This window comes from Bradyrhizobium sp. 604_D8_N2_3, assembly GCF_051810765.1.
GTDB classification, from domain to species: Bacteria; Pseudomonadota; Alphaproteobacteria; order Rhizobiales; family Xanthobacteraceae; genus Bradyrhizobium; species Bradyrhizobium barranii.
The window spans coordinates 4,156,014-4,175,644 of the sequence record NZ_JBPWPM010000001.1 but is presented as its reverse complement, the minus strand read 5'-3'; the positions used below and the strand labels follow the sequence as shown (position 1 = coordinate 4,175,644).

Genomic DNA, 19,631 nt, shown 5'->3' with positions numbered 1-19,631 from the left:
GATTGCCGGCTTTTCAGGTCAATTCCATGCAAGAACACACCAAATCGTCCACGCTCGAAAACGCTATTGCACTGCAAAAATACGGCGTCGGGCAGCCGGTCCGCCGCAAGGAAGACGATACGCTGGTGCGCGGCAAGGGCCGCTACACCGACGATTTCAACCTGCCCGGCCAGGCCCATGCCGTGGTCGTCCGCTCAACCCATGCCCATGGGCTCATCCGCGGCATCGGCACCGACGCCGCCAGGGCCATGCCGGGCGTGCTGGGGGTGTGGACCGGCAAGGACCTCGATGCCGCCGGCTACGGCCCCTTCACCTGCGGCCTGCCGCTGAAGAGCCGCGACGGCTCCCCCCTGCTCCAGACCAACCGGCAGCCGCTGGCGACCGACAAGGTCCGTTTCGTCGGCGATCCCGTCGCCTTCGTGGTCGCCGACACGCTGGCGCAGGCGCGCGACGCCGCCGAAGCCGTCGAGCTCGATATCGAGCCGCTGCCGGCGGTGACCGATCCCGAGGAAGCCGCTAGGCCCGGTGCACCGCTGCTCTATGACCACATCCCGAACAATGTCGCGCTCGACTACCATTACGGCGACATGGACAAGGTGAACGCGGCCTTCGCCAGTGCCGCCCACGTCACCAAGGTCGACATCGAGAACACCCGCGTCGCCGTGGTCTCGATGGAGCCGCGCGTGGGGCTCGCCTCCTACGACAAGAAGACCGAGCGCTACACCATCCAGATGCCGACGCAGGGCGTTGCGGGCAACCGCGCCAACCTCGCCAAGAACCTGAAGGTGCCGAACGAGAAGGTGCGGGTCCTCACCGCCAATGTCGGCGGCTCCTTCGGCATGAAGAACGTCAATTACCCCGAATACATGTGCATCCTGTACGCGGCCAAGGAGCTTGGCCGCCCGGTGAAATGGCTGGACGAACGCTCCACCAGCTTCCTCTCCGACAGCCACGGCCGTGCGCAGAAAATCCATGCCGAGCTGGCGCTCGACGCCGAAGGGCACTTCCTCGCGGCAAAGCTTGAAGGCTATGGCAATCTCGGTGCCTACATCACCGGCGTCGCGCCGGGGCCGCTCTCGCTCAACACCGGAAAGAACTTTTCCAGCGTCTACCGCACGCCGCTGATGGCCGTCGACATCAAGACGGTGCTCACCAACACCACGCTGATGGGCGCCTATCGCGGCGCCGGCCGGCCCGAGGCGAACTACTACATGGAGCGGCTGATCGACCGCGCCGCCGACGAGATGGGCATCAACCGGCTGACCTTGCGCAAGCGCAACTTCATCAAGCCGAACCAGATGCCGTTCCCGGCCTCCTCCGGCGTGACCTATGACAGCGGCGACTTCCAGGCGGTGTTCAACAAGGCGCTCGAAATCTCCGACCACGAGAACTTCACCAAGCGCAAGAAAGAGAGCAAGAAGATCGGCAAGCTGCGCGGCATCGCCGTCGGCTCCTATCTCGAGGTCACCGCGCCGCCGAGCCCCGAACTCGGCAAGATCGTGTTCGATCCCGATGGCTCGGTACAGCTCATCACCGGCACACTCGATTACGGCCAGGGCCACGCGTCCGCATTCGCGCAGGTGCTGTGCGCGCAGTTAGGGGTGCCGTTCGACAGCGTGAAGCTGGAGCAAGGCGACAGCGACATCGTCCACACCGGTAACGGCACCGGCGGTTCGCGCTCGATCACGGCGAGCGGCATGGCCATCGTGGGCGCCGCCAAGCTCGTCATCGAGAAGGGCAAGCGCGCCGCCGCGCACATGCTGGAAGCCTCCGAGGCCGACATCGAGTTCGCCGACGGCAGCTTCACCATTGCCGGCACCGATCGCAGCATCGACATCATGGAGCTCGCGAGGAAGCTGCATGACGGCAAGGTGCCGGACGGCGTGCCTGACAGCCTCGACGTCGACCATACCAGCGAGCCGGTGCCCTCGGCGTTCCCGAACGGCTGCCACGTCGCCGAGGTCGAGATCGACCCTGATACCGGCGTGGTGCAGATCGTGCGCTACAGCGCGGTCAACGATTTCGGCACGGTGATCAACCCGCTGCTGGTCGCGGGCCAGCTTCATGGCGGCGTCGTCCAGGGCATCGGCCAGGCGCTGATGGAGCATGTCCGCTACGACGAGAGCGGCCAGCCGATCACCGGATCGCTGATGGACTACGCGCTGCCGCGCGCGGAGGACGTTCCGAACATGACGGTCGGCGATCATCCGGTGCCGGCCACGACCAATCCGCTCGGCAGCAAGGGCTGCGGTGAAGCCGGCTGCGCCGGCAGCCTGTCGACGGTGGTGAACGCGGTGCTCGACGCCCTCTCCGACTACGGCATCAAGCACATCGACATGCCGCTGACCCCGGAGCGGGTGTGGCGTGCCATCCAGGATGCTAAGGGGAACGCGGCGTAGGGGGAGTTCCGCGATCGTGACAACGCCGGGGGTTCGAGCGGCATTCCGAAAGAGATCACTTGATCGCCGTTTCGGCGGCGATCAACTCCTTTCCCGCCGTGGTGGTGATCGTTAGCCGTATCTTTTCCCCGCTGCGGCCGTCGGCAATCGCTGCCGAAATGCGATTTCCGCTGTTCGGATCGGCGCTCACGACCCCGCTGAACAGAGCGATGTCACCCTGTTTCAACGTGACAAGCAACGGGATGGCCGGTTCGATGCTGAAGAACTCGAGAACGGCGTGAGACGCCTCGGCCGAGAAATTGATCAGGATTTTCTCGTTCGCATGCGTCACGTTGCTCATGCCAACGGTCGGGCTGTAGGTTTCCGGAATCGACACCTCACTGCGTGCGGGAAAGTCTGCGCTGTGGAAAAACTGGTCTGACACGCCCGCCCATAATTCGACATACGGCCGCCACTCGTTCGGATCCTTCCGGGCATCGGTTTCGCCGGTGAGTGACGGAAACCCCCACGTCCACATCTTCAAGCCCCGCGTGAGGGTATTGTCCGCAATGCGAATAATTCCTTCTGCATTGTCATGGTTGATGACGCCCCAGAAATTCCCGCCCTGCATATCTGGTGCAGCATAGGCGATGCCCATCGTTGGCCAGTTCTTGAAGTAGCGCAGGTTTTCGAAGCGCCGCCTGCCCATACCCGCGCTCTCGTCGCCGTCTGCCAGATTGGCCGACCAGGCAGGCGTCGTGTAAGTTCGGATCGGCGCGATGATTTCGGCGCCGCCCGTTGCCCTGGGATTTTTCGGCTCCGATCCCGGAGCGAGCGTCGTGCACGTCCAGTACTCGTATTGGACAGCCTCGTCGTTCGGATTCTTCAGCACCACGCGCGCATCGAGTGCGGCACGATCGGCCTTCAGCGTGACGTAGTAGTTCGCCTCGATGCCGGTCGCACCCCTGAACTTGCTCGGCCGCGCGGAATAGTCGAAGTCATCCCGGAACGACATCACGACCGTGACTTCGTCGGCGCCCTCCTTCACCACCCGGAAAGCCCACGGCTTCAGCCACGTCTTGCCGTGCTCGGCATCCGGGAACGTGGGAAAGATTCCGCCGTACACCATCAGCCAGTCGTAGTAGAAATTTCCGGCCTTCATGCCGTAGGGCACTCCGACTTCCGTTCGATAAAGCTGCTCGTGGCCGGTCGGCTTGTAGACGATGGAAAGAATACGCCCTCCGAATTCGGGCACGAGCGTTACCCTCAGATATCGATTCTCAAGCACGTAGGATTTGAAACTGCGTTCGACGATGATGCTTTTGTCGAGCGACCCGCTGACAAAGCCATTCTCCCCGTCGACGGCGAATTTGACGGTGCTCCACGTCGTCGTTTGCTCGCTGAGCGACACACTATCGGACACCGGTCCGGCGGCATGCACGACGCAAAGCGCCTGGAGTGACAAAATGAGTGCTATTCCAAAACAAACGAGGGCGCGCAAGGAGACCTCAACTGGCTTTCAGGCCGCCGCCTGCTCGCGCGGCTGGTAGATCGCAGTATGCTGGCAGTGCGCCAGCGGCGTCGTGCCGTTGGCTACGACCAGCGCGTCGAGCTCGACGAAGCGGTGGCCCTTCTTCTCGTAATTCGCGATGACTTTTGCCCGCGCGGTGATCTCGTCGCCGGCGCCCGCGGCCGACAGCAGCTGCATGCGGCTGCCGACATGGATCCACGGGCCCAAAATCGTGTTGTCGACGAGGACGCGGTTCATCACGCGCTGGATCAGGCCTGGATGGCCGAGCCCCTCGCGCGCAAAAATCGGATCGGCCTCCCTGACGTCGGCGAGATAGTCGGTCGCGTCCTGTCCGGCCCAGCGGCGCGGCATCGTGCCCAGCCATTTGCCGGTCTCGAAAGTCGCGGGGCTGACCGGCTTGCGTTCGGCTACGACCGGCACCGCCACATAGTCGTTCAGCGACACCACAGGCGCGGCCACCGGCAGGGAGGCCGTGCCCGTGGCACAGAGCTCGGTGCGGCTGAACACCTCGATCGTGAGCAGGCCGTTGTGCTCGGTCGCATCGACATCGGCGGTCTCGCCATCATAGACCGGCTTGATGAAGCGGGCCTCGACCAGCCCGCGCGACAGGAAATCGCGGCCCCAGCGCGCCACCGGCACGTGCATCATGTAGGCGAAGACATCGACGCCGGGGACCAGCCCGCCGGAAAAGCCGAAGCGGCGCGCCACCGTGTCGTCATGCATCTTGTTTTCGGACTGTTTGGCGGTGTTGTAGGCCTCGACGCGGTAGGTTTCGAGCCGGTTCGGCATGGCGGGCCTTTCCCTGAATTCTTGTTGTTTCAGGGTTGATCGTAGGCCCCCGGGAACACCGGTCAATCCCCTCGCCTTTGCGGCCCGAATGGGGTACCACGCGGCGAATGACTGATACCCCCACCCGCATCTATGTCGACGCCGACGCCTGCCCGGTGAAGGACGAGATCTACCGCGTCGCGCTCCGGCACGGCGTGCCCGTGAGCGTGGTTGCCGGCAATTTTATTCGCGTGCCCCAGGACCCGATGATCGAGCGGATCGCGGCCGGCGCCGGCATGGATGCCGCCGACGACTGGATCGCGGAGCGGGCCAAGCCGGGCGACGTCGTCGTGACATCGGACATTCCGCTGGCGAGCCGTTGCGTGAAAGCGGGCGCCGACGTGATCGCACCGAACGGCAAGCCGTTCACGGAAGAGTCGATCGGGATGACGCTGGCGGTGCGCAATCTGATGACGGATCTGCGTTCGGCCGGCGAGGTCACCGGCGGCCCACGTTCTTTCGCGCCACGCGACCGCTCCACGTTCCTCTCCGCGCTCGACCAGACGCTGCGCCGGATCCAGCGCCGCCGTGCCGACCAGGCCGCGACGAGCCAGAATTTGAATCAAGGCTAGTCATGGCGCCGCCCCTGATCCAACTCAAAGACATCAAGCTCACCTTTGGCGGCACGCCGCTGCTGAGCGGCGTCGAGCTCAACGTCGCGCCGGACGAGCGCGTCTGCTTGATCGGCCGCAACGGCTCGGGCAAGTCGACGCTGCTGAAGATCGCAGCCGGCCTCGTCGAGGCCGACGGCGGCACGCGCTTCGTGCAGCCCGGCGCGACCGTTCGCTATCTGCCGCAGGAGCCGGATTTCGGCGACCACAAGACCACGCTCGCCTATGTCGAGGCGGGCCTCGCGCCCGGCGATGATCCGTATCAGGCGCGCTATCTGGTCGAGCAACTCGGGCTCACCGGCAACGAGAACCCGGCTAACGTCTCAGGCGGCGAGGCCCGCCGCGCCGCGCTGGCACGCGTGCTGGCGCCCTCGCCCGACATATTGCTGCTGGACGAGCCGACCAACCATCTGGACCTCTCCACCATCGAATGGCTGGAAAAGGAGCTCGACAGCCGCCGCGGCGCGCTGGTGATCATCAGCCATGACCGCCGTTTCCTCACCAATCTCTCGCGCTCGACCGCATGGCTCGACCGCGGCAAGATCAAGCAGATCGATCGTGGCTTCGCCTCGTTCGAGAGCTGGCGCGACGAGGTGCTCGCCGAGGAAGAGCGCGACCAGCACAAGCTCGACCGCAAGATCGTCGACGAGGAGCACTGGCTGCGCTACGGCGTCTCCGGCCGCCGCAAGCGCAACGTCAAGCGGCTCGGCAATCTGCATGCACTGCGCGACCAGCGCCGCAACTATCGCGGCACGGCCGGCACCGCCAGTCTCGCTGCGTCCGAAGCGGAGCAATCCGGCAAGCTGGTGATCGAGGCCAAGGGCATCAGCAAGGCCTTCGGCGACCGCGTGATCGTCGACAATTTCTCGACCCGCATCCAGCGCGGCGACCGGCTCGGCATCGTCGGACCGAACGGCGCCGGCAAGACCACGCTGGTCAACCTGCTCACCGGCGGCGCGGAGCCCGATGCCGGCATCGTGCGGCTCGGCGCCAATCTTGAGACGGCCACGCTCGACCAGCACCGCGAAAGCCTCGATCCCAAGTCGACGCTGGCCGAGGCGCTAACCGGCGGCCGTGGCGACCAGATCATGGTCGGCGGCAAACCGAAGCATGTGGTCGGCTACATGAAGGACTTCCTGTTCGCCCAGGAGCAGCGCGGCACGCCTGTCGAGGTGCTCTCGGGCGGTGAGCGCGGCCGGCTGATGCTGGCCCGCGCGCTGGCAAAACCCTCGAACCTGCTGGTGCTGGACGAACCGACCAACGATCTCGACCTTGAAACCCTCGACGTGCTCGAGGACATGCTCGGCGACTACGAGGGCACAGTGATCCTGATCAGCCACGACCGCGACTTCCTCGACCGCGTCGTCACGTCCGTGATCGCCCCCGAAGGCAACGGCAAGTGGACCGAATATGCCGGCGGCTACAGCGACATGCTGGCGCAGCGCGGTGCCGATCTCAAGCGCGACACGACGAAGGCGCAAGCCCCCGCGGAGAAGAAAGAGGAGCGGCTGGCTGCTCCGCCCGCCACGGCAAAACGTCGGTTGAGCTTCAACGAGAAGCACGCGCTGGAAACGTTGCCGAAGAAGATCGAGACCCTGCACGCCGACATTGCCAAGCTGCAGCGCTTCCTCGATGATCCCAATCTCTACACCAAAGACCGCAAGAAATTCGACGAGACCTCCGCCGCCATCGCCAAGGCGCATGACGAATTGTCTGCCGCCGAAGAGCGCTGGCTCGAACTGGAAATGCTCCGCGAAGAAATCGAGCAAGCGTAATTTGTAGGATGGGTCGAGCGCAGCGAAACTCATCGCACAACGGGATTAGGTATTGATGGGTTTCGCTGCGCTCTACCCATCCTACGGGTCCAGAAATAGAGAGATCACATGACCACTCCCCTCGCCGCCAAAATCGCCCGTGAATATGGCACGCCCTGCGCCGTCATCGACATGGACCGGGTCGAGCGCAACATCGCACGGATCCAGAAGGCCTGCGACGATGCGGGTGTCGCCAACCGGCCGCACATCAAGACGCACAAGAACCCGACGATCGCCAAGCTGCAGGTTGCGGCCGGCGCGAAGGGCATCACCTGCCAGAAGCTCGGCGAGGCCGAGATCATGGCCAATGCCGGCATCGACAACATCCTGATCAGCTACAATCTGCTCGGCGAAGAGAAGATGGCGCGCCTCGGCGCGCTGCAGGCGAAGGCGAACATGACAGTCGCTGCCGACAACTCGACGGTCGTCGCCGGCCTGCCCAAGGCAGCAGCGGCTTCGGGTCGTCCGCTCTCGGTCGTGGTCGAATGCGACACGGGGCGCAAGCGCGCGGGCGTCGAGACCCCGGCTGAGGCGATTGCGCTGGCCCGCGAGATCGCCGGGTCCAAGGGGCTCGAATTCGCCGGCTTCATGCTGTACCCGACCGAGACCGGCTGGGCCGACGCGCAGAAATTCTACGACGAGGCGCTGGCCGGCGTGCGCGCGCACGGATTGGACGCCAAGATCGTCTCGACCGGCGGCACGCCGAACCTGAAGAATCTCGGCAAGCTCAAGGGCGGCACCGAGCATCGCTTCGGCACCTACATCTACAATGACCGCATGCAGGTCGCCGCGGGCTCCGCGACCTGGGACGACTGCGCCCTGCACATCTATTCGACGGTCGTGAGCCGCGCCGCGCCCGAGCGCGGCATTCTGGACGCCGGCTCGAAGACGCTGACGACGGACACCGGCGGGCTCGACGGCCACGGCCTGATCCTGGAGCACCCCGAGGCCAAAATTGCGCGCTTCGCGGAAGAACACGGCTTCCTCGACCTCTCACGCAGCAACACGCGTCCCAATGTCGGCGACGTCGTGCGGATCGTGCCGAACCACGTCTGCGTCGTCGTCAACATGATGGACGAGGTGGTGATGGTGCGCGGCGAGGAGATCATCGGCACGCTGCCGGTGGCGGCGCGCGGGAAGCTGCGCTAGGCGCGAATTAGAGCTTGCAGCTCCCGATCCAGTCCGTCGCGGAACAGGTTGATCGGGCGAGTCAGTCGCCCGGCCGGCGGGCGATGCACCAGCCATGCGCGCACGGCGGGATTGAACTCCCGCGCAGCGACCGGCTTGAGCTTGTCGCGAAATGCGCTGCGCTTCAGCCCGATCGGCGTGACCAGGCCGACGCCCAGGCCGCGTGACACCAGCGACAGCCGAAGCTCGCTGTCCAGCGCCTCCACAGCGACGGTGAACGGTAAATGCTCTGCATCGAAGCGGCGCTTGAGTGTGTCGCGAAATCCGCAACCGTCCTGGTTGATCACCCACGAGAGCTGCGACAGGCGCTCCAGGTCGACGGTGCGCGGAATCTTCATGTCGCGCGCGACGACGAACACCACCGGCTGCGACCCGAGATCGTCGGCGACGAGATCGGCAGGCGGCGTTGCCCCGTCAGGCAGGCAGATCGCGGCGGCATCCAGCTCGTTGCGGCTGACCCGCTCGACTTGGCTGGGCGACCAACCCGAGACGACGCGCACGCTCAGTGCCGGAAATTCGGCACGCACCGCGTCGAGCGGCGCGCTGAGTCCGGCCTCGGAGAGAAACGGCGTGAGGCCGAGCCTGAACTCGCCGCGCACAACGCCGTCATTGGCGACGCCTGACTTGAGGTCGTCCAGCATCCGAAGAAGGCGCCGGCCCTGCTCATAGGCCTCACGACCTGCGGCCGTGGGCTTCAACGGTTTCGACAGGCGGTCCAACAGCTGCGCGCCCAGCATCTCCTCGAGATTCTGGATGCGCCGGGTTACGCCAGGCTGCGTGAGATTGAGGCGCGTCGAGGCGGCAACGATTGATCCGGTCTCGACCACAGCGACGAAGGCGACGAGGTCATGGGTATTCATAACTAACTCGCATATTCTTTATAGGCTTAATTGAATTGTAGCATATTAGTCACCCCGCTTAAAGGGGACCCCGTACCCAGCCCGCGAGGTCCCATGACCATCTCCGAAACCACCAAGCTCGTATCCCCGAAGCAACTTGCCGAGCGATCCCTGATCTGGCTCGGCGCCATCACCACCGGCGTCGTCGTCACCAATTTGTTCGCGCCGCAGATCCTCGTTGGACTGATCGGCCGGTCGCTGGCCATGACCGCCTGGCAGGCTGGCCTCGTCAGCACGCTAACGCTGCTCGGCTATGCACTCGGCCTGTTGTTGCTGGTGCCGCTAGTCGATCTCATCGAGAACCGGCGCCTGATCCTGCGCACGCTCGGCTGCGCGATCTTCGCGGCGCTGGCAACGGCGCTAGCGCCGACGCCGTCACTGCTATTGCTCGCCACGTTCGTTCTCGGCGCCTCCTGCGCCGCGATCCAGATGATGGTTCCGCTCGTGGCTTCGATGGTGGCGCCCGAGCGTCGCGGCCAGGCCATCGGTGAAGTCATGAGCGGATTGATGATCGGCATCCTGCTGTCGCGGCCAGCAGCGAGCCTGATCGCAGATCTCTGGAGCTGGCGTGCCTATTATCTCGCCTCAGCCATCCTGATCACGTTCCTCGCGGGTGCGCTCGGCCGTTATCTGCCGACGCTGCGACCGGCAGCCCGCGTCGGCTACGGCGAATTGCTCCGCTCGTTCCCAAAGCTGTTGCGGGAAGAACCTGTGCTGCGCGTGCGGGCCTGGACCGCATCGCTGGTCATGGCCTCCTTCACCGCCTTCTGGTCGGCGGTCGCGCTGCGCCTGCCGGAGGCGCCATTCGGCCTCGACTCCAAGGGCATCGCGGCCTTCGCGCTGATCGGCGTCGCAGGCGCCGCGGCGACACCGCTCGCTGGCCGCTGGGGCGATAAGGGCTGGGCGCGCCCGCTGTTTCTTGTGGCGCATCTGCTCATCATCGGCTCGCTCGCGCTCTGCGCCGTGGCCGGTGCGATGGAGTCCCGCATGGCGGCACTGCTGGTATTGAGCCTCGGCACGATCCTGCTCGACGTCGGCATCACCGCCGACCAGACGCTCGGCCGCCGCGCCATCAATCTGCTGCACCCCGAGGCGCGCGGCCGCATCAACGGCCTGTTCGTTGCGCTGTTCTTCATCGGCGGCGGCGTCGGCTCCGCAGCGGCCTCGCTGGCCTGGAGTTTTGGCGGCTGGACCGCTGTCTGCGTGGTCGCGGCGAGCTTTGGTGTGCTAGGTCTTCTCACCGATCTTCTGACCAGGACCGGCACGTCGTGATCAGGACGACGCGAGCCATCGCAACACGCCCCTTCCGGCCGCCGCCCCCGTCGCAAACGACGCCTGCAACAGATAGCCGCCGGTCGGCGCCTCCCAGTCCAGCATCTCGCCGGCGGCGAACACGCCGGGCAGCTTTCGCAGCATGAAGTGGTCATCGAGCTCGTCGAAGGTCACCCCGCCCGCCGTCGAGATGGCGCGCTCGATCGGGGAAACGCCCGTGAGCTGAACCGGAATGGCGTTGATCAGCTTCGCAAGCTGCACCGGCGAGAGCGACGCCAGCGGCCGGCCGGATGCGATGGCGGCCTCCTGCATCAGGCCGATGCCGACCGGCGACAGCTGCGCCGCCTTGCGCAGGAAGTTCGCCAGCGATTGCTTGCCGCGCGTGCCCGACAGGCGCGTGGTCAGCGAGGCAGCGTCGAGGTCGGGCCGCAATGCGATCGTCAGCGTCGCCTGCCCGAGACCCAGCACCGCCTCGCGCAGCTCGGCCGACAACGCGTAGATGGCGCCACCTTCGATGCCGCTGCGCGTGATCATGGCTTCGCCGCGGACTGTATGCGCCCCGATCGTCAGCGCCACGCCCTTGAGCGGCTGGCCCTCGAAGCGGTCGCGGAACACGTCGGACCATGCGACGGTGAAGCCGGAATTGGCCGGCCGCAGCTTCGAGATCGCAACGCCTTTGGACGCAAGGATATCGGCCCAGCCGCCGTCGGAGCCCAGCCGCGGCCAGCTTGCGCCGCCGAGCGCGAGGACTGTGGCCTTGGCCGCGATGGCCTGCACGCCGTCGGCTGTTTGAAACCGAAGCCGTCCTTGGTCGTCCCAGCCGGTCCAGCGATGACGAAACGCGAAACGCACACCGGCGGCGTCGAGGCGTCGCAGCCAGGCGCGCAGCAAGGGCGAGGCCTTGAACGCCTTTGGAAACACGCGCCCGCTGCTGCCGACGAAAGTCGGCTCGCCCAGCGCCGCGCTCCAGGCGCGGAGCGCATCCGGCGAAAACGCCGCGATCGCCGCTTGCAGCATCGGCGCTGCCTCGCGATAGCGCGTCATGAACTGCGGCAGCGGCTCGCTGTGGGTGAGATTGAGCCCGCCGCGGCCAGCCATCAGGAATTTGCGGCCCGCGGACGGCATCGCATCGTAGACAGTGACGCGGGCGCCGCCCTGCGCCAGCACCTCCGCCGCCATCAGCCCGGCGGGACCGGCACCGATGACGGCGACGTCAGTCAGAGCTTGACCCCCGCCCGTGCCGCGGCCTGCGCCACGTATTTCTGCGTCTGCTCGAACGCGCCCTGCAGCGCCTTCGCCTTCGACATGTCGCTGATCTCGGCGAAATGCGCGGCGACCGCATCCGGCGTCCATTCGGATTCCGGCAGGTTGATGCCTTCGCTCTCCACAATCTTGATCACGGCGAAGGAGCCGGCACCGGCGCCCATGATGGTGCGGGTCGGTGCGTCCTCGCTCAGCATGTACTCGACAGCGGGCGTGATCGCGTTCGGCTTCATCAGTTGCAGCGCCTGCGGCGGCAGCAGCTCTTCCGTCATGCGGGTCGCCGCGGTCGGCGAGATGATGTTGACGCGGATGTCGGTCTTGCGGCCTTCCTCGGCCAGCACGTTCATCAGGCCGACCATGCCGGACTTGGCCGCGCCGTAATTGGCCTGGCCGAAATTGCCGTAGAGGCCGGAGGACGAGGTCGTCAGCACGATGCGGCCGTAATTGCGGTCGCGCATGCCGGCCCAGGCCGCCTTGCAGCAATAGAAGGTGCCGACGAGATGCACGTCGAGCACCTTCTGGAAATCGGCGGCCTCCATCTTGCCGAACGACTTGTCGCGCAGGATGCCTGCATTGGCGCACATCAGATCAACGCTGCCCCACTCCTTGGTGGCGCGCTCGACCATCGCGGTGACCTGCTCGAAATTGGAGACGTCGGCGCCGTCGGCCATCGCGGTGCCGCCTGCTTTGCGGATCTCCTCGACGACGGCTTCGGCCGGCGACAGCGAGCCGCCGCTGCCGTCACGCGCGCCGCCGAAATCGTTGACGACGACTTTTGCGCCGCGGCTGGCCAGCCCCAGCGCATGGGCGCGTCCGAGGCCATTACCCGCGCCGGTGACGATGGCGACACGTCCGTCGAACCTGATTGCCATGAGTGTGCTTCCTGGATGTTAGGCGTCATGGCCGGGCGTGACCCGGCCAGCTATCAAAATCGACAGGCTTTTGAGCAGCGATGGATGGCCGGGTCAAGCCCGGCCATACCGGCTTGGGCCTACGCGAAATAGATCAACCCGAGCCAGTCGGCGATCAGCGCCGGCTTGTCCTCGCCCTCGATCTCCACCGTGACGTTGGTGCGGGACTGCAACTCGTTGGGCTTGCGCAGCTTGGCTTCCGCCAGCACGAAACGGCCGCGGACGCGCTTGCCCGAGCGCACCGGCGAGATAAAGCGCAGCTTGTCGAAGCCGTAATTGACGCCCATCGTGGTGCCGGCGATCACCGGCATCACCTCATAGGACATGATCGACAGCAGCGACATCGTCAGGAAGCCGTGAGCGATGGTGGTGCCGAAGGCGGTCTCTTTCTTCGCGCGCTCCGGATCGACATGGATGAACTGGTGATCCTCGATCACGTCGGCATAGGTGTCGATGCGGGGCTGATCGACCAGATGCCACGACGACACGCCGATCTCCTTGCCGACCATGGCCTGATAGGCTTCGAGGGAAATCGGCGGCTTCTTCCAGACTTCGTTCACTTAGGTCTCACTCCGTGTTTTCGGCAGCTCCGGAAAATCCTCTTCCCGGAATTCGCGACCGCGCAGGGGATCGTTGCGGTCGTCGTCGCGCTCCAGCCGTCTGAGCTGCACGCGGCGGATCTTGCCCGAGATCGTCTTCGGCAGCTCGGTGACGATTTCAAGGCGGCGGATGCGCTTGAACGGCGCAAGGCGCGCGTGCAGATGCCTGAAGATGGACAGCGCGGTCTCGGGCGAGCGCTCCGCACCTGCCGTCAGCAGCACAAAGGCCTTGGGGATCGCGAGCCGGATCGGGTCCGGGCTCGGCACCACCGCGGCTTCCGCGACGAGCTCATGCTCGAGCAGCACGCTCTCGAGCTCGAACGGGCTGATGCGATAATCGGAGGATTTGAACACGTCGTCGGAACGGCCAACGAAGGTGAGATAGCCATCCTCGTCCGCGAACACGACGTCGCCACTGCGGTAGAGCGCGCCTTCCGCGCCCGAGAGCTTGCCGTCGTCGCCCTGATAGCCCTGCATCAGGCCGGCCGGACGGTCAGCACCCAGCACCAGGGCCACCTCGCCTTCCTTCGCCGGATTGCCGTCGGCGTCGCTGACCTGCACGCGATAGCCCGGCAGCGGCCGGCCCATCGAGCCGACCTTGATCTTTTGCCCCGGCGAGTTGCCGGCCAGTGCGGTGGTCTCGGTCTGGCCGTAGCCGTCGCGGATGGTGAGACCCCAGGCGGCCTGCACCTGGTCGATCACTTCCGGATTGAGCGGCTCGCCGGCGCCGCAGACCTCGCGCAAGCTCACCTTGAACGACGCAAGGTTCTCCTGGATGAACAGCCGCCACACCGTCGGCGGCGCGCACAGCGTGGTGACGCCGCAGCGGCCGATGGTGGCAAGCAGACCCTTGGCATCGAAGCGCGGCTGGTTGACCACGAACACGGTCGCGCCCGCGTTCCACGGCGCGAAGAAACAGCTCCAGGCGTGCTTGGCCCAGCCGGGCGATGAGATATTGAGGTGGACGTCGCCCGGCTTCAGCCCGATCCAGTACATCGTGGAGAGATGGCCGACGGGATAGCTGCGCTGGCTGTGCAGTACGAGCTTCGGTTTTGCCGTGGTGCCCGAGGTGAAATAGAGCAGCATCGGGTCTTCGGCGTTGGTCGGACCGTCAGCCGTAAAGCTCTGCGAAGCCTTCGCTGCCTCGTCATAGGCAAGCCAGCCATCAGAGGCCGCACCGACGACGATGCGGACGATATTCTCAGCACCGAGACTTGCGAATTTCGCGACCTGGTCTTGCGCCGCGACCACCGCCTTCGCCTTGCCGCGATCGAGCCGGTCGCGCAGCTCGTCCGCGGTGAGCAGCGTGGTGGCGGGAATCACGACGACGCCGAGCTTCATCGCCGCCAGCATCGTCTCCCACAACGGCACCACATTGCCGAGCAGCAGCAGCAGGTGGTCGCCGCGCTTCAGACCCTGCGCGCGCAGGAAGTTGGCGACCTGGTTGGAGCGCTGCGAGAGCGCCGCGAAAGACAGCTTGGTTTGCTTGTCCTGTGCGGCATCGACGATCCAGAGCGCGGGCCGGTCCTTGGCGTCCGCATCCTTCGCGAGCTCGTCGAACCAGTCGAGCGCCCAATTGAAGGGAACCGGATCGGGCCAGCGGAAGTCTTTGACCGTTGTCTCGTAATCCGTGCGGTGTTTAAGCAGAAACGCACGCGCGTCCTGAAATGTCGTCATTAGGCTTTCCCGGCTAGCCCCCTAACGTGCTTGATAATTCCGGAAAAATCCACCCCGCCCTGCCCGGCGGCATCGAAGGACTGATAGATCTCCTGCGCATGCTTGCCGAGCGGCGTGGCCGCGCCCGCGGCCTTGGCGGCGTCCTGCGCCAGCGTCAGATCCTTCACCATCAGCGCCGAGGCAAAGCCCGGCTTGTAATCGTTGTTGGCGGGCGAGGTCGGCACCGGGCCCGGCACCGGGCAATAGGTCGTCAGCGACCAGCATTGGCCCGACGAGGTCGAGGCGACGTCGAACAGCGCCTGATGCGAGAGGCCGAGCTTCTCACCGAGCGCAAAGGCCTCGCTCACCGCGATCATGGAGATGCCGAGGATCATGTTGTTGCAGATCTTTGCCGCCTGCCCGGCGCCGGCACCGCCGCAATGCACGATCTTCTTGCCCATCTTCTCCAGCACCGGCTTTGCCGCCGCAAACGCGCTCTCCTCGCCGCCGCACATGAAGGTGAGGGTCGCGCCCTTGGCACCACCCGTACCGCCGGACACCGGCGCGTCGACCGAGAGCACGCCGTGCTTGGCCGCCAGCGCATGCGCCTGACGCGCACTCTCGACGTCGATGGTGGAACTGTCGATGATCAGCGCGCCCTTGGCCATCGCCGGAACAACCTCGCTCCAGACGCCGAGCACGTGCTTGCCAGCCGGCAGCATGGTGACGACGACATCGGCGCCCTTGACCGCGCCCGCAGCACTGTCGGCAATGCCGGCACCGTCGGCCTTGGCCTGCGCGCGCGAGGCTTCGACGAGATCGAACGCCACCACCTTGTGGCCGGCCTTGACTAGATTGGCCGCCATCGGGCCGCCCATGTTACCGAGACCGATGAATGCGATCGTGGCCATATCGATATCCTCCGCTAGACGTTTCGTTGATTAGTTGAACTTCAGCTCGTCGGCGCCGATCTCGGCGAAATACGGCGCAATCATCGCCGGCGTCACATCCTCGATGCGTGGCGGCGACCAGGTCGGATTGCGGTCCTTGTCGATCACGGCCGCGCGCACGCCTTCGCGGAAATCGTCGCTGCGGAAGACCTCCAGCGCAGCGCGATATTCGCGCACCAGGCACTCTTCCAGGCTCGATGCGGTGCGCGCGAGCCGCAGCAGCTTCAACGTCACCACCATGCCGCGTGGCGATTTCTCGTTGAGCGTCTTCAGCGTGGCCTGCGCGAACTCGGAGCCGTCGCGCTTGAGCGCAGCGACGATGTCCTCCATGCGGTCGAACCCGAACAGCGCGTCGATAACAGGCTCTCTCGCGGCGACCGGTCCCGCGGTCTCACCGGTCGCAAAGCCGTTGATGAGCTTGCTGACATCGGCTGCGGTCGCCCCAGAAGGAGTCCTTGTCAGAGCCTCGCGCAGTTCCGGCAATTTCACCGCCGGCACGACAGCATCGGCGAACCTCGCATGGATCGCATCGGGCCCGTTCATGGTCTGGCCGGTCAGGCCGAAATACGTGCCGATCTCGCCCGGCGAGCGCGACAACAGAAAGGTGCCGCCGACATCAGGGAAGAAGCCGAGCCCGACCTCGGGCATGGCGAGCCTGGTGCGGTCGGTGACGACGCGGTGGCTGGCATGGGCGGAGAGCCCGACGCCGCCGCCCATCACGATGCCGTCCATGAACGCGATATACGGTTTCGGAAACTTCTTGATCCGGGCATTGAGGATGTACTCCTCACGCCACAGGATCTTGCCGAGGTCACCGTTGACCTTCGAGCTTTCCCAGAGCGTACGGATGTCGCCGCCGGCGCACAGGCCGCGCTCGCCGGCCCCCTCCAGCAAGATCACGGCGACGGCCGGATCAGCCTCGAAGCGGTCGAGCGCCTTTTCGATGTCGCGAAACATCTCCAGCGTCACGGCATTGATCGCCTTCGGACGGTTGAGCCGGATCACCCCGGCCGCGCCCTCGACCCGGGCAACCAGATCACCCTCCTCCACTGAACTCATCGCGCGCCCTCGATCAATTTGCGCGCCACGATGAGCCGCATGATTTCGTTGGTGCCTTCGAGAATCTGGTGCACGCGCAGATCGCGCACGATCTTCTCGATGCCGTATTCGCTGAGATAGCCATAGCCGCCGTGAAGCTGGAGCGCCTGGTTGGCGACCTCGAAGCCGACATCGGTGCCGAAGCGCTTTGCCATCGCGCAGAGCATGGTGGCATCGGGGTCCTTGCGGTCGAGCGCGGCCGCTGCGCGCCACAGGAAGGTGCGCGCGGCCTCGAGCTCGATCGCCATGTCGGCGAGCCGGAATTGCAATGCCTGGAATTCGTCGAGACGTTTTCCGAAAGCCTTGCGCTCCTTCATGTAGGTGCGCGCCTTGTCGAGCGCGGTCTGCGCGCCGCCGAGCGAGCATGCGGTGATGTTGAGGCGGCCACCGTCGAGGCCGGCCATCGCGATCTTGAAGCCGATGCCCACCTCGCCCAGCCGGTTGGCAACCGGCACGCGGGCATTCTCGAACATCACGGCGCGGGTCGGCTGCGCATTCCAGCCCATCTTGCGCTCATTGGCGCCGTAGGAGACGCCGGGCGTGTTGCCGTCGATCACGACGGTCGAGACGCCGCCGGGGCCGTCACCGCCAGTTCGGACCATGGCGACCAGGAGATCCGTGCCGCCGGCGCCGGAGATGAACTGCTTCTGGCCGTTGAGAACGTAATGATCGCCGTTGCGCACGGCACGGGTGCGCAGCGCTGCCGCATCGGAGCCGGCACCCGGCTCGGTCAGGCAGTAGCTCGCGATCAGCTCCATCGAGCAGAGTTTTGGCAGCCATTTGTGGCGCTGGGTGTCGCTGCCGAAGGCATCGATCATCCAGGACGCCATGTTGTGGATGGAAATGAAGGCCGAGGTGGTCGGACAGCCCGTCGCCAGCGCCTCGAAGATCAGCGCCGCGTCGAACCGCGTCATGGCGGACCCACCGACATCCTCGCGGATGTAGATGCCGCCCATGCCGAGGGTCGCCGCCTCGCGCATCACGTCGACGGGGAAATGCTTTTCCTCGTCCCAGCGCAGCGCGTGCGGCGCGATCTTCTCGGCCGCAAACGCCAACGCCATGTCGCGAACCGCGATCTGATCCTCGTTCAGAGCGAACTGCATCCCCGGCCTCGCTCTTGAGAGGGTTACTTCATCAGCGGGATCGAGAACTCCGCACCTTCCTTGACGCCGGACGGCCAGCGCGAGGTCACCGTCTTGGTCTTGGTGTAGAAGCGGACCGAGTCCGGACCGTGCTGGTTGAGATCGCCGAAGCCCGACTTCTTCCAGCCGCCGAAGGTGTAATAGGCGATCGGCACCGGGATCGGCACGTTGACGCCGACCATGCCGACATTGACCTTGGCCGCGAAGTCGCGCGCGGCGTCGCCGTCGCGGGTGAAGATGGCGACGCCGTTGCCGTAGTCATGATCCGACGGCAGCGCCAGCGCTTCCTTGTAGTCGTGCGCGCGCACGACCGAGAGCACGGGCCCAAAGATCTCTTCCTTGTAGATCCGCATATCCTTGGTGACGTTGTCGAACAGCGAACCGCCGAGATAGAAGCCGTTCTCGTAGCCCTGCATCTTGAAGCCGCGGCCGTCGACGGCAAGCGTCGCGCCTTCCTTGATGCCGATGTCGATGTAGCTCTTGACCTTCTCGACCGCCTCGCGCGTCACCAGCGGACCGTAGTCCGCCGACGGATCGATCGAGGTGCCGATCTTGAGCGACTCGACGCGCGGGATCAGCTTTTCCATCAGCCGGTCGGCGGTGGACTTGCCGACGGGGACCGCGACCGACACGGCCATGCAACGCTCGCCGGCCGAGCCGTAGCCCGCGCCGATCAGCGCGTCGACCGCCTGGTCCATGTCCGCGTCGGGCATGATGATGGCGTGGTTCTTGGCGCCGCCAAAGCACTGGCAGCGCTTGCCGGTCTGGGCTGCGCGCTCGTAGATGTATTGCGCGATCGGCGTGGAGCCGACGAAGCCGACGGCCTTGATGTCGGGATCATCCAGGATGGCGTCGACAGCTTCCTTGTCGCCGTTGACGACGTTGAGGATGCCGGCCGGCAGGCCCGCCTCGATCATCAGCTCAGCGAGCATCATCGGCACGCCGGGGTCGCGCTCGGACGGCTTCAGGATGAAGGCGTTGCCGCAGGCGATGGCCGGGGCGAACTTCCACATCGGGATCATCGCCGGAAAATTGAACGGTGTGATGCCGGCGACGACGCCGAGCGGCTGGCGCATGGAATAGATGTCGATGCCGGGGCCGGCGCCTTCGGTGTATTCGCCCTTCATCAGATGCGGGATGCCGCAGGCGAATTCCGCGACTTCCAGGCCGCGCTGAATGTCGCCCTTGGCGTCAGGCACGGTCTTGCCATGCTCACGCGCGAGCAGCTCGGCGAGCTTGTCGTAGTCGCGCTGCACCAGTTCCACGAACTTCATCATGACGCGGGCCCGGCGCTGCGGGTTGGTCGCGGCCCATTCCGGCTGCGCGGCGCGGGCGTTCTCCACGGCAGCGCGGACCTCGGCCTTGGACGCCAGCGCCACCTTGGCCTGGACGTCACCGGTCATCGGCTCGAATACGTCCGCCGTCCGGCCTGAGGTGCCCTTGACCTCCTTGCCACCGATGAAATGTCCGATTGAACGCATGGAATGATCT

16 protein-coding genes are annotated in these 19,631 nt (G+C 65.5%); 5 read left to right on the top strand and 11 right to left on the bottom strand.

The genetic code is table 11. From position 1 onward, the window contains the following. Positions 1-26: 26 nt before the first annotated feature. On the top strand, positions 27-2,399 hold the full coding sequence (locus tag AB7245_RS19615; RefSeq protein WP_208071887.1) for a xanthine dehydrogenase family protein molybdopterin-binding subunit: 2,373 nt from the start codon (positions 27-29) through the stop codon (positions 2,397-2,399). 55 nt (positions 2,400-2,454) lie between these two features. On the opposite strand, the gene AB7245_RS19610 is transcribed toward AB7245_RS19615, so the two are convergent. Further along, the gene (locus tag AB7245_RS19610; RefSeq protein ID WP_439034699.1) at positions 2,455-3,879 is read right to left on the bottom strand and encodes a DUF5107 domain-containing protein; all 1,425 of its coding nucleotides are present in this window, start codon (positions 3,877-3,879) and stop codon (positions 2,455-2,457) included. A gap of 18 nt (positions 3,880-3,897) precedes the next feature. Further along, positions 3,898-4,698, bottom strand: coding sequence for a hypothetical protein (locus tag AB7245_RS19605; RefSeq protein WP_439034698.1), 801 nt, complete (start codon positions 4,696-4,698; stop codon positions 3,898-3,900). Between the two features lie 107 nt (positions 4,699-4,805). Between AB7245_RS19605 and AB7245_RS19600 the strand changes: the two genes are divergently transcribed. The 3 genes from AB7245_RS19600 (at position 4,806) to AB7245_RS19590 (ending at position 8,311) form a co-directional block, all read left to right on the top strand. Further along, entirely contained in the window at positions 4,806-5,309 is a 504-nt protein-coding gene (locus tag AB7245_RS19600; protein WP_439034697.1) for a YaiI/YqxD family protein, read from the top strand. Positions 5,310-5,311: 2 nt separating this feature from the next. After that, positions 5,312-7,123 (top strand): ABC-F family ATP-binding cassette domain-containing protein, encoded by a 1,812-nt coding sequence (locus AB7245_RS19595; RefSeq protein WP_439034696.1) that lies wholly within the window; start codon positions 5,312-5,314, stop codon positions 7,121-7,123. 108 nt (positions 7,124-7,231) lie between these two features. Beyond that, positions 7,232-8,311, top strand: coding sequence for a D-TA family PLP-dependent enzyme (locus AB7245_RS19590; RefSeq protein WP_439034695.1), 1,080 nt, complete (start codon positions 7,232-7,234; stop codon positions 8,309-8,311). Here the strand turns inward: AB7245_RS19590 and AB7245_RS19585 are convergent. Next, complete coding sequence (locus AB7245_RS19585) at positions 8,308-9,210, bottom strand: LysR family transcriptional regulator (RefSeq protein WP_439034694.1); 903 nt, start codon at positions 9,208-9,210, stop codon at positions 8,308-8,310. The two genes, AB7245_RS19590 and AB7245_RS19585, sit on opposite strands and share 4 nt — an antisense overlap. A 93-nt stretch (positions 9,211-9,303) precedes the next feature. Here AB7245_RS19585 and AB7245_RS19580 point away from each other — a divergent pair, with 93 nt between their 5' ends. Continuing rightward, a complete protein-coding gene (locus AB7245_RS19580; protein WP_439034693.1) occupies positions 9,304-10,521 on the top strand; it encodes an MFS transporter in 1,218 nt (405 codons plus the stop codon). Here the strand turns inward: AB7245_RS19580 and AB7245_RS19575 are convergent, their stop codons facing one another. The 8 genes from AB7245_RS19575 to AB7245_RS19540 form a co-directional block, all read right to left on the bottom strand. Then, positions 10,522-11,742 carry an NAD(P)/FAD-dependent oxidoreductase gene (locus tag AB7245_RS19575; protein ID WP_208089382.1) on the bottom strand — a complete coding sequence of 407 codons (1,221 nt, stop codon included), beginning with the start codon at positions 11,740-11,742 and terminating at the stop codon, positions 10,522-10,524. Further along, positions 11,739-12,656, bottom strand: coding sequence for an SDR family NAD(P)-dependent oxidoreductase (locus AB7245_RS19570; protein ID WP_439034692.1), 918 nt, complete (start codon positions 12,654-12,656; stop codon positions 11,739-11,741). Before AB7245_RS19570 ends, AB7245_RS19575 begins: the two co-directional genes overlap by 4 nt. A gap of 119 nt (positions 12,657-12,775) precedes the next feature. Next, entirely contained in the window at positions 12,776-13,255 is a 480-nt protein-coding gene (locus AB7245_RS19565; RefSeq protein WP_439034691.1) for a MaoC family dehydratase, read from the bottom strand. After that, the gene (locus tag AB7245_RS19560) at positions 13,256-14,971 is read right to left on the bottom strand and encodes an AMP-binding protein (protein ID WP_439034690.1); all 1,716 of its coding nucleotides are present in this window, start codon (positions 14,969-14,971) and stop codon (positions 13,256-13,258) included. It abuts the gene before it with no gap. After that, positions 14,971-15,867 (bottom strand): 3-hydroxyisobutyrate dehydrogenase, encoded by an 897-nt coding sequence (mmsB, locus tag AB7245_RS19555; RefSeq protein WP_354117636.1) that lies wholly within the window; start codon positions 15,865-15,867, stop codon positions 14,971-14,973. Before mmsB ends, AB7245_RS19560 begins: the two co-directional genes overlap by 1 nt. Before the next feature lie 24 nt (positions 15,868-15,891). Next, positions 15,892-16,959, bottom strand: a complete 1,068-nt coding sequence (locus AB7245_RS19550) for an enoyl-CoA hydratase/isomerase family protein (RefSeq protein ID WP_439034689.1) — start codon at positions 16,957-16,959, stop codon at positions 15,892-15,894. After that, on the bottom strand, positions 16,956-18,101 hold the full coding sequence (locus tag AB7245_RS19545; protein ID WP_439034688.1) for an isobutyryl-CoA dehydrogenase: 1,146 nt from the start codon (positions 18,099-18,101) through the stop codon (positions 16,956-16,958). The genes AB7245_RS19550 and AB7245_RS19545 overlap by 4 nt, the downstream gene beginning before the upstream one ends. A 23-nt stretch (positions 18,102-18,124) precedes the next feature. Beyond that, the gene (locus AB7245_RS19540; RefSeq protein WP_439034687.1) at positions 18,125-19,621 is read right to left on the bottom strand and encodes a CoA-acylating methylmalonate-semialdehyde dehydrogenase; all 1,497 of its coding nucleotides are present in this window, start codon (positions 19,619-19,621) and stop codon (positions 18,125-18,127) included. Positions 19,622-19,631 lie beyond the last annotated feature (10 nt).